11 protein-coding genes are annotated in these 12,749 nt (G+C 63.5%); 8 read left to right on the forward strand and 3 right to left on the reverse strand.

The window, feature by feature from the left end:
- The 4 genes from GCT19_RS32055 to GCT19_RS32070 all read left to right on the forward strand — a co-directional run.
- The coding region (locus tag GCT19_RS32055) for an MFS transporter (RefSeq protein ID WP_152854158.1) at window positions 1–890 on the forward strand (890 nt) is incomplete at its 5' end.
- An 82-nt stretch (window positions 891–972) separates the two neighbouring features.
- Window positions 973–1,857 carry an alpha/beta fold hydrolase gene (locus GCT19_RS32060; protein WP_152854159.1) on the forward strand — a complete coding sequence of 295 codons (885 nt, stop codon included), beginning with the start codon at window positions 973–975 and terminating at the stop codon, window positions 1,855–1,857.
- 219 nt (window positions 1,858–2,076) lie between these two features.
- Entirely contained in the window at window positions 2,077–2,328 is a 252-nt protein-coding gene (locus tag GCT19_RS32065) for an AbrB/MazE/SpoVT family DNA-binding domain-containing protein (protein WP_018434900.1), read from the forward strand.
- Complete coding sequence (locus GCT19_RS32070) at window positions 2,322–2,672, forward strand: type II toxin-antitoxin system ChpB family toxin (RefSeq protein ID WP_018434899.1); 351 nt, start codon at window positions 2,322–2,324, stop codon at window positions 2,670–2,672. The genes GCT19_RS32065 and GCT19_RS32070 overlap by 7 nt, the downstream gene beginning before the upstream one ends.
- Window positions 2,673–2,719: 47 nt before the next feature.
- Here GCT19_RS32070 and GCT19_RS32075 read toward each other — a convergent pair whose 3' ends face one another.
- Entirely contained in the window at window positions 2,720–3,784 is a 1,065-nt protein-coding gene (locus tag GCT19_RS32075) for a LacI family DNA-binding transcriptional regulator (RefSeq protein WP_152854160.1), read from the reverse strand.
- Between the two features lie 199 nt (window positions 3,785–3,983).
- On the opposite strand from GCT19_RS32075, the gene GCT19_RS32080 reads away from it, so the two are divergent.
- Window positions 3,984–5,297, forward strand: coding sequence for an MFS transporter (locus tag GCT19_RS32080; protein WP_227749376.1), 1,314 nt, complete (start codon window positions 3,984–3,986; stop codon window positions 5,295–5,297).
- A gap of 328 nt (window positions 5,298–5,625) precedes the next feature.
- Window positions 5,626–7,854 (forward strand): NADP-dependent isocitrate dehydrogenase, encoded by a 2,229-nt coding sequence (locus GCT19_RS32085; RefSeq protein WP_152854162.1) that lies wholly within the window; start codon window positions 5,626–5,628, stop codon window positions 7,852–7,854.
- A gap of 187 nt (window positions 7,855–8,041) precedes the next feature.
- On the opposite strand, the gene GCT19_RS32090 is transcribed toward GCT19_RS32085, so the two are convergent.
- A complete protein-coding gene (locus GCT19_RS32090) occupies window positions 8,042–8,269 on the reverse strand; it encodes a hypothetical protein (RefSeq protein WP_013092475.1) in 228 nt (75 codons plus the stop codon).
- Between the two features lie 517 nt (window positions 8,270–8,786).
- On the reverse strand, window positions 8,787–9,497 hold the full coding sequence (locus GCT19_RS32095) for a FadR/GntR family transcriptional regulator (protein WP_013092474.1): 711 nt from the start codon (window positions 9,495–9,497) through the stop codon (window positions 8,787–8,789).
- Between the two features lie 416 nt (window positions 9,498–9,913).
- Between GCT19_RS32095 and GCT19_RS32100 the strand changes: the two genes are divergently transcribed.
- Window positions 9,914–11,245 carry an MFS transporter gene (locus GCT19_RS32100; protein WP_018434893.1) on the forward strand — a complete coding sequence of 444 codons (1,332 nt, stop codon included), beginning with the start codon at window positions 9,914–9,916 and terminating at the stop codon, window positions 11,243–11,245.
- A 130-nt stretch (window positions 11,246–11,375) separates the two neighbouring features.
- A complete protein-coding gene (gudD, locus tag GCT19_RS32105; RefSeq protein WP_152854163.1) occupies window positions 11,376–12,725 on the forward strand; it encodes a glucarate dehydratase in 1,350 nt (449 codons plus the stop codon).
- Window positions 12,726–12,749 lie beyond the last annotated feature (24 nt).

The following is a 12,749-nucleotide window of genomic DNA, read 5'->3' on the forward strand; positions in this document are numbered from 1 at the left end:
GCGCGGCGATGCCGAATCTGATCGCGCTGTGTTCGGAAGCGGCGCCGCCGCATCAGCGCAACACCGCGGTCGGTGCGATGTACTGCGGCATGCCGTTCGGCGCGGCGCTCGCGGCGGTGGTCGGGATCATCAGCCCGGGCGATGAGGGCTGGCGGCATATCTTCTACGTCGGCGGGTTCGGGCCGTTGCTGGTGCTGCCGTTGCTTGCGCTGTTCATGCGCGAGTCGGCGCAGTTCGTCGCGGCGCGTGCAACCACGGACGCGCGGCGCGATGCAGCCGCTAGCGTGACGCGCGCACTGTGGCAGGAAGGACGCGCGGGCACGACGATCGCGTTGTGGATCAGCTATCTCGGCACGCTGATCGTGCTGTATTTCCTGATCAACTGGCTGCCGTCGCTCGTGTTGACGCGCGGTCTGACGCGCGTGCAGTCGGGGGTCGTGCAGATGATGTTCAACATCGGCGGCGGCATCGGCGCAATCGTGATCGCCGGCATGATGGACCGGATGGGCCGGCGCCGCACGGTCGCGGGCATGTATGTCGGCATCGTGGTTGCGCTTGGCGCGTTGCTGAGTGCGAACGGCGGCACGTCGATGGCGTGGGGCGGTCTGCTCGCGGGGCTGTTCCTGGTCGGCGGCCAGTCGGTGTTGTACGCGCTGGCAAGCAGCCTGTATCCGACCGAAGTGCGTGGCACCGGTGTCGGCGCGGCCGTGGCGGTGGGCCGTCTCGGCTCGATCCTCGGACCTTTGATCGCGGGGCAACTGCTCGCGATCGGTCAGGGCGCGAGCGTGCTGCTCGGCGCGAGCATTCCGCTGATTGCGGTTGCCGCGATTGGCGCATGGCTCGTCGTGAATCGCTCGACGCTTCGATATACCGCGGCGGCCGCGCAGTAGTTTTTGCGGCGCGAAATACCGGGCGGGTCTGCCGTCGGCGGCGGCCCGCAGTCACTTAACTCGTGAAAGAAAGGAATTCGACATGAGCAATACCAACGCGCAAGCAGTGGCGATCAGTGAAGAAGCGACCAGCCGATTCGTCCGGATCACGGAAGATGGCCGCGAGATGCAACTGCACTACAACGACGTGGGGCAGGGCAAGGAGACGGTCGTGATGCTGCACGGCTCCGGACCGGGCGCGACCGGCTGGGCCAACTTCAATCGCAACGTCGAGCCGCTCGTCGCGGCGGGCTATCGCGTGATCCTGATGGACTGCCTCGGTTGGGGCAAGAGCGACCCGATCGTCTGCAAGGGTTCGCGCTCGGAACTCAACGCGCGCTGCCTGAAAGCGTTGCTCGATGCGCTCGATATCGAACGCGCTCATCTCATCGGCAACTCGATGGGCGGGCATAGCGCGGTCGCGTTCGCGCTCCTGGAACCGAAGCGCGTCGGCAAGCTCGTGCTGATGGGCGGCGGCACCGGCGGCCCGAGCCAGTTCGTGCCGATGCCGACCGAAGGCATCAAGCTTCTGCAGGGGCTGTACCGCAACCCGACTATCGAGAACCTGCAGCGGATGATGAGCGTCTTCGTGTTCGACACGAAAGCGTTGACCGAAGACCTGATGCAGGCGCGTCTCGCGAATATGGTGGCGCGGCGCGACCACCTGGAGAATTTCGTCGCGAGCCTCGCCGCGAATCCGAAGCAGTTCAACGACTACGGGCCGCGCCTTGGCGAAGTGGCCGCGCCGACGCTCGTGATCTGGGGTCGCGACGATCGCTTCGTGCCGATGGACGTTGGCCTGCGGCTCGTCGCCGGGATGCCCAACGCCGATCTGCATGTGTTCGGCCGCTGCGGGCATTGGGCGCAGTGGGAGCATGCGGACAAGTTCAACCGGATGGTGGTTGAGTTCCTGGGACGCGAGGGGTAAGGCGGGTTGTTATTGCGGGCGATTGGCGCGCCGTTGCGGTGGCGGCCTGGTTGCCTGGTTCGGGCTTTTTGCTTCGCCGCCGCTGAACGTGGACCGGTTGCGGCAATTTGACAAATCATCGGCGATTTCACCATTCCATATGTAGAGTCAATGTAGATACGGGTGACTTGCCATTTCCGTTGCGAGTATCTACAATGGATATACATTTGGAGCGGGAATATGGAACTCAAGATACAGAAGTGGGGCAACAGCGCCGCAGTGCGTTTGCCGGCCGTGTTGTTGGAGCAAATCCATGCGTCGGTGGGCAGTTCGCTGAACGCCGACGTGCGCCCCGAGGGCGTGTTGCTCACGCCCGCGCGCCGGAAGTATTCACTGGATGAACTCGTCGGGCAGTGTGATCCGCGGGCGCCACTGCCGGCCGATCTCGACGTTTGGAGTGAAGTTAAGCCCGTGGGGCGCGAAGCATGGTAAGGCGCGTCAAGTTTGAGCGCGGCGATATCGTGCGCGTAAGCCTCAATCCGACGCTTGGCAAGGAGCAACAAGGCGATTTCCGTCCCGCACTGGTTTTGTCGCCTGCCGCATTCAATGCTCTTGGGGTTGCCCTCGTTGCGCCGATCACGCAAGGCGGTGAGTTCGCTCGATACGCCGGGTTCGCAGTACCGCTCTCGGGTTCAGGAACAGAAACTCAGGGAGTCGCTCTGGTGAACATGGTTCGCACTCTGGACCTCGAGGCGCGCGGCGCGCGCAAAGTCGAGCGCGCTCCCGCCGAGGTGGTCGAGGACGCGCTTGCTCGCCTTCAAACGATTCTGGAATGACGGGAAAGACGATATGACCCAAGCCGCGTGCGCGGCGAGTGACCCAATCACTCCGCCGCCCGCATCCCACTCATACTCTTTCGCGTGCGAGCATCGCCGTCGGCTGCCGCACCCACTTCCCGCCTAACCGTCGACTCCCGCACCACCAGATGCGGATCGAGCATCGAATAACCGGCGTTTTCTTCGCTCTTGCCGTGCAGTTCGTCGAGCAGCTTCGTCATCGCCAGCTCACCCATCCTCTCGCTCTGAAAGTCCACCGAGGTCAGCGCCGGCGACGCGTACTCTCCATACGGCACGTTATCGAACCCGGCGATCGAAACATCGCGCGGCAACGAGAAGCCCAGCTCGCGCGCTTCCTTGATGAAGCCGAGCGCGATCAGATCGTTGTAGCAGATCACGGCATCCGGTCGTTTCGGGCCGAGCATCAGGCCCGAGCACGCGCGCTCGCCGGCCGCGGCCGACGGACTTTGTGCATCGTAAACGTCGAGCGACAGCCCGTATTCGTCGAGACAATTGCGAATGCCGCGAATGCGCTCGTCGTTCCAGCGCGAGCGGCCAAAGCCGAGATACGCAATGCGCTTGTGACCGAGCTTGAGCAGATGGTTCGCGAGCATATAGCCGGCGAGATTGCTGTCGGTGCCGACGCTCGAAATCTGAAAGCGCGAGCTGCGCCCGAACAGCACGACCGGCTTGCCGAGATCGAGCAGCCATTGCACCGAATCGTCGGGCATCCGTGAGCTGACGATCATGCCGTCGACGCGTTGCGCGAGCGACTCGATCAGCGTCTGTTCGCGCTCCTGGCTCTCTTCGGTATCGACTAGCAGCAGCGTGTAGTCGTGCTGAAGCGCGACCCGATTGGCGCCCTTCACGATGTTGGTGAAATGCGGATTGCGGATATCGAGAATCGCGAGACCGATGGTGCGCGTGCGCCCGGTGATCATCGAACGCGCGAGCGGATTCGAACGGTAGCCGAGCTGCTCGATCGCCTCCTTCAGGCGCGCCTCGACCGCGGGGGTAAAGCGCTGGGTCCCATTCATGTACTTCGATACGGTCGCGACCGACACGCCCGCGGCGGCCGCGACGTCGCGGATGGTGGTGGCACCCTTCTTCATCGGTAGAGGATAACGTTTTCCTGTGATTTTTTAATAGTATCGGCTATCGCAAAACGCGTAAAGGCGAACGCCTTGCAGTGCCGCGTTGCACTGGCTGGAACCGCATGCGGCTGGCAAACTGCCGCACGAAGAATTCGTGCGCGGCACGCTGCGCTTCGACGCCAGACGCATGACGCACGGAGGAGACACGAGGCAACCGATGACTATCAAGGTTAAAGGGCTGCGCTGGTGGATGATCGGGCTGCTGACGCTCGGCACGATCACCAACTATCTCGCGCGCAGTTCGCTGAGCGTCGCGGCGCCGACGGTGCTGCAGCATTTGAACATTTCGACGCACGAATACGGCTGGATCACGGGCGCGTTTCTCGTCATGTATCCGATCGGCGCGCCGCTGACCGGCTATCTGATGGATCGGGTCGGCTTGCGCATGGGCTTTGCGCTGTGCGGCGTCGCGTGGTCGCTGATCTGCGCCGCGCATGGTTTCGCGTCGGGCTGGATCGGGCTCTTCGTGCTGCGCGGCATGCTCGGTCTCGTGGAAGCGGCGTTCATTCCGGGCGGCATGCGCGCGGCCGCGTCCTGGTTTCCGTCGCACGAGCGCGGCACCGCCGCCGGCGTGTTCAACCTCGGCACGTCGACCGGCGCGATTCTCGCGCCGCCGCTGGTCGCGTGGTCGATCCTGCACTACAGCTGGAACGTCGGGTTCATGGTCGTCGGTGGGCTGGGGCTCGCGTGGGCCGTGCTGTGGCTGTGGCTTTATCGGCAACCGGACCGTCATCCGGCGCTGTCGCGCGAGGAGGCGGACTATATCGGCGTGACGCAGGACGCCAGTTCGCGCGCCGCGAAAAGCGCGGGCCCAAGGGTGTTCGAGATCCTGAAACAGCGCAATTTCTGGGGCATCGCGCTGCCGCGTTTCTGCGCCGATCCGGTGTGGGGCACGCTGGTGTACTGGATGCCGCTCTATCTGTACCAGGCGCGCGGCTTCGATCTGAAGGCGATCGCGCTGACCGCGTGGCTGCCGTTCGTCGCGGCCGACCTCGGCTGCATGGTCGGTGGTCCGCTGTCGGCGTGGCTGAAGCGCCGCTTCGACGTGCCGATCGTCGACGGCAAGCGCATCGCATTCTCGTTGGCCGCGGTCCTGATGATCGGCATGGCCGGCGTCGGCTTCGTCCACGATCCGGCGATGGCGGTATTTCTGCTGTGCCTCGGCGGGTTCGCGCATCAGGCGCTGTCGATCACCGTGATCTCGATGTCGGCCGATCTGTTCCCGCGCCGCGAAGTCGGCACGGTGACCGGACTCGCCGCGCTCGTCGCGGGGCTCGGCAACTTCGCGTTCACGATGACGATGGGCTGGTTCGTGAGCCGCGTCGGCTATACGCCGTTTTTCGTCGCGCTCGGTTTCGGCGATCTGATCGGCGCGACGCTGCTGTGGACGCTGGTGCGCCGTGCGTCGACGGCGCCGGCACGGGACGTCGGAGCGCACGAAGCGCGGACCTGCGGGAACGGCGGCCGCTGAAGCGAGCGTGATTTGCGGCTCCTCAATGCGATTCATTCGCATTTAGCCAAAAATAATATGTCGCAGGTCATCTATAAGATATCTGTCTTAAGACCTAGGTAATCGGCCGCAAACCCTTGTCAGTCGGGGATCGAGCCTTTTCGGCAGGGTCCCGCGACCTGTTTGTTTACCCACATTTAGTGGAAAACGCGCATATACTCTCGGTCGTATCGCAAAACGAAGGTCGCGGGGTTGCGTCGTGCCGGACCGACGCCGTCGCCGTCGCGCGGATTTGCGCTGGCATCGACTGCCAACGCTCTGTCTATCACTTCCTAGCAAAGCATTAATCATGTCCACACCGCCGAAGATCATCTACACCCTGACCGACGAAGCGCCCGCACTGGCGACGTACTCGCTGCTGCCGATCGTCAAGGCGTTCACGCGCTCGTCCGACGTGCTCGTCGAAACGCGTGACATCTCGCTCGCCGGCCGGATCATTGCCGCATTTCCCGACTACCTGAGCGCGGAACAGAAAGCTTCCGACGATCTGGCGGAGCTCGGTGGACTCACCACGCGCCCGGAAGCGAACATCATCAAGCTGCCGAACATCAGCGCGTCGGTGCCGCAATTGAAGGCCGCGATCGCCGAACTGCGCGACCAGGGCTACAAGCTGCCGTCGTACCCGGACGTCGCGACGACCGACGCCGAGAAGGACGTCAAGGCCCGCTACGACAAGATCAAGGGCAGCGCGGTGAACCCGGTGCTGCGCGAAGGCAACTCGGACCGCCGCGCGCCGCTGTCAGTGAAGAACTACGCGCGCAAGCATCCGCACAAGATGGGCGCATGGAGCGCGGCCTCGAAGTCGCACGTCTCGCACATGAGCGGCGGCGATTTCTACGGCAGCGAGAAGTCGGCGCTGATCGCGCAAGCCGGTAGCGTGAAGATCGAGCTGGCCGCCGCGGACGGCACGACCACGGTCCTGAAGGCGAAGACGCCGGTGCTGGCAGGCGAAATCATCGACGCGTCGGTGCTGAGCAAGAACGCGCTGCGCAGCTTCATCGAAGCGCAGATCGCCGACGCGAAGTCGAACGGCGTGCTGTTCTCGGTGCACCTGAAGGCCACGATGATGAAGGTCTCGGACCCGATCATCTTCGGTCACGTGGTGTCGGTGTTTTACAAGGACGTGCTCGCGAAGCACGCTGACGCGCTCGCCAAGGTCGGCTTCAACCCGAACAACGGTATCGGCGACCTGTACGCGCGTCTGAAGGATCTGCCGGCTGAAACGGCAGCGGCGATCGAAGCTGACATCAAGGCGCAGTACGAACAGCGTCCGCCGCTCGCGATGGTCAACTCGGACAAGGGCATCACGAGCCTGCACGTGCCGAGCGACGTGATCGTCGACGCGTCGATGCCGGCGATGATCCGCGAGTCGGGCAAGATGTGGGGCGCCGACGGCGCGCTGCACGACGCGAAGGCGGTGATTCCGGACCGTTGCTACGCCGGTGTGTACCAGGCTGTAATCGAAGACTGCAAGAAGCACGGCGCGTTCGATCCGGTCACGATGGGCACGGTGCCGAACGTCGGCCTGATGGCGCAAGCCGCAGAAGAATACGGTTCACACGACAAGACGTTCCAGATCGCGGCGAACGGCGTGGTCCGCGTGACCGACGAAGCCGGCGCGGTGCTGCTGGAGCAGCCGGTCGAAGAAGGCGACATCTTCCGTATGTGCCAGACCAAGGACGCACCGATCCGCGACTGGGTCAAGCTCGCGGTGAACCGCGCCCGCGCGACCAACACACCGGCCGTGTTCTGGCTCGACCCGGTGCGCGCGCACGATGCGCAGATCATCAAGAAGGTCGAGCAGTACCTGAAGGATCACGACACCAACGGTCTCGACATCCGCGTGATGACCCCGGTCGACGCGACGAAGTTCTCGGTCGAGCGCATTCGCGCGGGCAAGGACACGATCTCGGTCACCGGCAACGTGCTGCGCGACTACCTGACCGACCTGTTCCCGATCATGGAACTGGGCACCAGCGCGAAGATGCTGTCGATCGTTCCGCTGATGGCCGGTGGCGGCATGTTCGAAACCGGCGCGGGCGGTTCGGCGCCGAAGCACGTGCAGCAGCTGGTCGAGGAAGGCTTCCTGCGCTGGGATTCGCTCGGTGAGTTCCTGGCGCTGGCGGCATCGCTCGAACATCTGAGCAGCGCGTATCACAACCCGAAGGCGCAGGTTCTCGCGAAGACGCTCGATCAGGCGACCGGCAAGTTCCTCGACAACGACAAGTCGCCGGCGCGCAAGGTCGGCGGTATCGACAATCGCGGCAGCCACTTCTACCTCGCGATGTACTGGGCCGAAGCACTGGCCGCGCAAACCGACGACGCGGCGCTGCAGGCGCAGTTCGCGGGCGTCGCGAAGGCGATGGCCGACAACGAGGCGAAGATCGTCGCGGAACTCGGCGCGGCGCAGGGTAAGCCGGTGGATATCGGCGGCTACTACCGCCCGAACGTCGAGCTGACCAGCAAGGCGATGCGCCCCAGCGCTACGCTGAACGCGATCGTCGATTCGGTGGCTTGAGCCTGCGCGGGCGATTGATGCGGTAGCGTTGCGGCCGCAACTGCGCTTGGCCGGAAAAGCGACGCGGTAAGCACGCAGCGCAACCGCGGTCAAAGCGGCTGCAGGACCGCAAATACGACAATGGCGCCTTCGGGCGCCATTGTCGTTTCTGCTTTTACTGCTACGTCGCCGTCGGTCATATCCGTCCTTATACGTGAACGATTTCCCAATCGGCGAGCTTCTCTGGAATTTCGAGCGTCGAGGTGTCGAGCTCGGACAGATGCTCGCAGCTCAGACCGCGCGCGAGGTCGTCGGCGGCCTGTTGCGGGCTCGAGAATTCTCCGAGCGTTTCGTTGCCGTAGGTGGCTTCCCAGCCGTCCTGACCCGGCAGAATGTAGAACGCTCCCTGCGTCGAACCAAAGCGAAAGCCTTTCATTTTTAGTCTCCCAGTTGCCAATTAAAAAGCTGCGATTCGTGACGGCTTCTTCGCAATCTCTGGGATTTGGGTGGCCCGTGTCGTGAGGCCCCTCGAATCCGACTGCGTGAAGCGCGTGCTCTTGTGAAAGAGTCTACGTCAGCGAGTCGGCTGGCAAGCGGGCGTCAAACCGTTCTTTATCTTAAAAATAACTTCGTAAAAACAATGGGTTGCGCGTTTAATTTTGCGATGTGCAACGACGCCGGACATCGTGAAATGACCCGTTTGTGCCACGCACCATGATTTTTTACGACGCGCGGCATCGTTTCGTATCGTGAAAATTAGGGGCTGCGTGCGCGCGAGTGCAAAACGAACGCGATGGCGCTACGCGCACTTGACTGCGCGGTGTGCCGATGCCCGAGCGCGTCGATGCACATCTGCGCGATGTGACGCGCGGTGGCGATCTGCAAGTGGGGAGTGAGCGGGTGTTGCTGGCTAAGTGTCGAGTCGCGGGGCGGTCGATCAGCCCCGCATGCCGTCACACGCCAGCCTTGGTCAAGTCATGCGCGCGACGCAGACGCTCGCGGCTGTTGCTCAGATGCATGCGCATCGCGGCGCGCGCGTCGTCGGCGTCCTGACGCTCGATCGCGCGATAGATCATCAAGTGCTCGCCGAGCACGCTACGCAATACCTCGATATGGTCGAGCTCCGCGATCTCGGCCGAACCGAGCCGCGTGCGCGGGCTGACCGAGCGGCCGAGCTGGCTCAGCACGTCGAAGAAATAGCGGTTGCCGCTCGCGCGTGCGATCTGCAGATGGAACTCGATGTCGTGTGCGAGCGTGTCGGTGCTGCCGCGCTCGAGTTCAGCCTCGAAGCGGTCGAGCGCGGTGCGAATCTGCTTCAGGTTCTGTTCGGTGCGCCGCGATGCCGCGAGCGCGGCCGCAGCCGCTTCGACGTCGATCCGGAATTCGATGATCGCCATCACGTCGAGCATGCTGGTGAGGTCGGCGGCGGGAAGCTGCATCGGCTTTTCCGCGGCGGGCGCGAGCACGAACGTGCCGATACCGTGGCGCGTCTCGACGATCCTCGCTGCCTGCAGACGCGAAATCGCCTCGCGGACCACGGAGCGGCTCACGGACAACTGCTTCATCATCGCGACTTCGGTGGGGATGCGATCGCCTGGCCTTAGCGCCCCGCGGCGAATTTCATCGGAAAGGGTGGCCACCACCTTTTCAGTTAGGCTGCTCATTTTTGTGGCTGGTTGACTGATCCAACAAAGTATCGCACAGGACTGTACTCGATTCTGCCGGGTTCGGCGGCATCGTCGCGGGCTATTTTTCCGTGCGGACGCGCGATGGAACGAGGACGAGGCGGGCGTTTTTGCGCAAGCGCATGAGCTGCTGGTAGCGAGCCGCCATTAAAGACATCAGACGTCTTAGTTCGCGTTAGATTCAGAAATGGGCTACAGCCTTTAAAGCCTTGAATCGTCCGCTATTCAATGGGAATCAATCGACACACGCAGGGTAAACACCCAACTGGATTTGAGAAAAATAACGAGGTAGACTGTCGTCAGACAACGTATCAGCCGCATCGGCGGGTCTCGCACCCAGCTATTGCGTCGCGCTACGTTCCACCAGGCCACATGGCCCACAGGGGAGACAAAACTTGACATCAGTTCTGACTACCGCGCTCGACCCGCTGGAATCGGCGGTCGCGAAGGTGAAGCGCAACGTGTTGCCGCTTTTCCTGATCATGTTCATCGCGAACTATATCGACCGCGTGAACATCGGCTTCGTCAACGCGCACATGAAGACCGATCTCGGCATCGGCGCGGCCGCCTACGGGCTCGGCAGCGGGCTGTTCTTCATCGGCTACGCGCTGTTCGAAGTGCCGTCGAACGTGCTGATGCAGAAGTTCGGCGCGCGCGCGTGGCTCACGCGCATCATGGGCACGTGGGGATTGGTGGCCGGCGCGATGGCTTTCGTGTGGAACGACACGTCGTTTTACGTGCTGCGGTTTTTGCTCGGCGTCGCCGAGGCGGGCTTTTTTCCCGGCGTCGTCTATTACTTCACGCAGTGGCTGCCGCAAAAGGAACGCGGCAAGGCGGTGGCGATCTTTCTGTCGGGTTCGGCGCTCGCGTCGGTGCTGTCCGGTCCGATCACCGGTTCGCTGCTGTCGATTCGCGGCCTCGGCCTGCAAGGCTGGCAGTGGATGTTCCTGATCGAAGGCGGGTTCTCGATCGTGCTGTGCATCGTCAGCTGGTTGCTGCTCAAGTCGCACATCCGCGACGCCCACTGGCTCACCGGCGAAGAACAGCGCGTGCTCGAACGATCGATCGCGGCCGAACAGGCCGAGCGCGAAGCGCAGGGCGGCGCGCATCAACCGACGATGAAGCTGCTGAAGGACCCGCAGATCGCGCTGTTCTGCTTCCTGTACTTCGCGATCCAGCTGACGATCTACGCGGCCACTTTCTGGCTGCCCACGATCATCCGCAAGATGGGCGGCCTGTCCGACTTCGAGGTCGGCATGTTCAACGCGATTCCGTGGCTGATCTCGATGGTCGCGATGTATGGCTTCGCGGTCGTGTCGGCGAAGTGGCGTCATCAGCAGGGCTGGCTCGCGGTCGCGCTCGTCATCGCCGCGGTTGGCCTGTTCGCGTCGACGTCGGGCAACCCGGTGTTCTCGTTCGTCGCGATCTGTTTCTCGGCGATCGGCTTCAAGGCGGCGTCGTCGCTGTTCTGGCCGATTCCGCAGGGCTACCTCGATGCGCGCGTCGCCGCCGGCGTGCTCGCGCTGATCAACTCGCTCGGCAACCTCGGCGGCTTCTTCGCGCCGGCTACCTTCGGCTATCTGCAGCAGCACACGGGCTCGATCACGGGCGGCTTGTACGGCCTCGGCGTTGCGTCGCTGCTCGCGGCGGCAGCCGGATTCCTGACGCGCAACAAGCCCGGCAATCGCGAGCCTTCGCCCGAGTCGTTGCGCGGCAACGCGCATTGACTACACTGACGGCTCGTATGCGGCCGTCAGTTTTTCTGTATTCGAGTTTTCATCCGGGCCGGTCGAACGCGCACGCAGCGCGCGGCGGCTTCCGCCGGCCGGCTTACTTCATCACACAGGTGCTTTTCCCATGTCCACCAAACCTACCGAATCGAACGCCACGCCGGTCGTCACCGAACTGCGCGTCGTGCCCGTCGCTGGCCGCGACAGCATGCTGATGAATCTGAGCGGCGCGCATGGTCCGTTCTTCACGCGCAACGTCGTGATCTTGCGCGACAGCGCGGGCCATACCGGTGTCGGCGAAGTGCCGGGCGGCGAGAACATCCGCAAGACGATCGACGACGCGCGGCCGTTCGTGGTCGGTCAGTCGATCGGCAATCTGCAGGCGATCCTGAACAAGGTGCGCACGCAGTTCGCCGATCGCGATGCGGGCGGCCGCGGCCTGCAGACTTTCGATTTGCGCACGACGATTCATGCGGTCACCGCGCTGGAAGCGGCGCTGCTCGACCTGCTCGGTCAGCATCTCGGCGTGCCCGTCGCGGCACTGCTCGGCGAAGGCCAGCAGCGCGACGAAGTGGAAATGCTCGGCTACCTGTTCTATATCGGCGATCGCAACCAGACGGATCTGCCGTACGCGAACAACGCCGGCGCGCGTGACGACTGGGAGCGCGTGCGCACCGAAGAAGCGATGACGCCGGAAACGGTCGTGCGTCTCGCCGAGGCCGCGAAGGCGCGCTACGGCTTCAACGACTTCAAGCTGAAGGGCGGCGTGCTGCAAGGCGACGCGGAAATCGAAGCGGTGACTGCACTGGCCGAGCGCTTCCCGGAAGCGCGCGTGACGCTCGACCCGAACGGCGCGTGGTCGCTCGCCGAAGCGGTGCGCCTGTGCCGTGACAAGCACGACGTGCTCGCCTACGCGGAAGATCCGTGCGGCGCGGAAAACGGCTATTCGGGCCGCGAAGTCATGGCCGAGTTCCGCCGCGCGACCGGCCTGCCGACGGCGACCAACATGATCGCGACCGACTGGCGTCAGATGGGTCACGCGATCCAGCTGCAATCGGTCGATATTCCGCTCGCCGATCCGCATTTCTGGACCATGCAGGGCTCGGTGCGCGTCGCGCAGATGTGCAATGACTGGGGCCTCACGTGGGGTTCGCATTCGAACAACCACTTCGACATTTCGCTCGCGATGTTCACGCACGTCGCGGCCGCGGCGCCTGGCAAGATTACCGCGATCGATACGCACTGGATCTGGCAGGACGGTCAGTTCCTGACGCGCGATCCGCTGCAGATCGTCGGCGGCAAGGTCAAGGTGCCGCAGAAGCCGGGCCTCGGCATCGAGCTCGATATGGATGAGCTCGAGAAGGCGCACGCGCTGTATCAGCAGCACGGCCTCGGTGCACGCGACGACGGCGTTGCCATGCAATATCTGATTCCGAACTGGAAGTTCGATAACAAGCGCCCGTGTCTCGTGCGTTAAAGAAGCTTTAACTCGATCAAAAGC

This window comes from Paraburkholderia atlantica (assembly GCF_009362785.1).
GTDB classification, from domain to species: Bacteria; Pseudomonadota; Gammaproteobacteria; order Burkholderiales; family Burkholderiaceae; genus Paraburkholderia; species Paraburkholderia atlantica.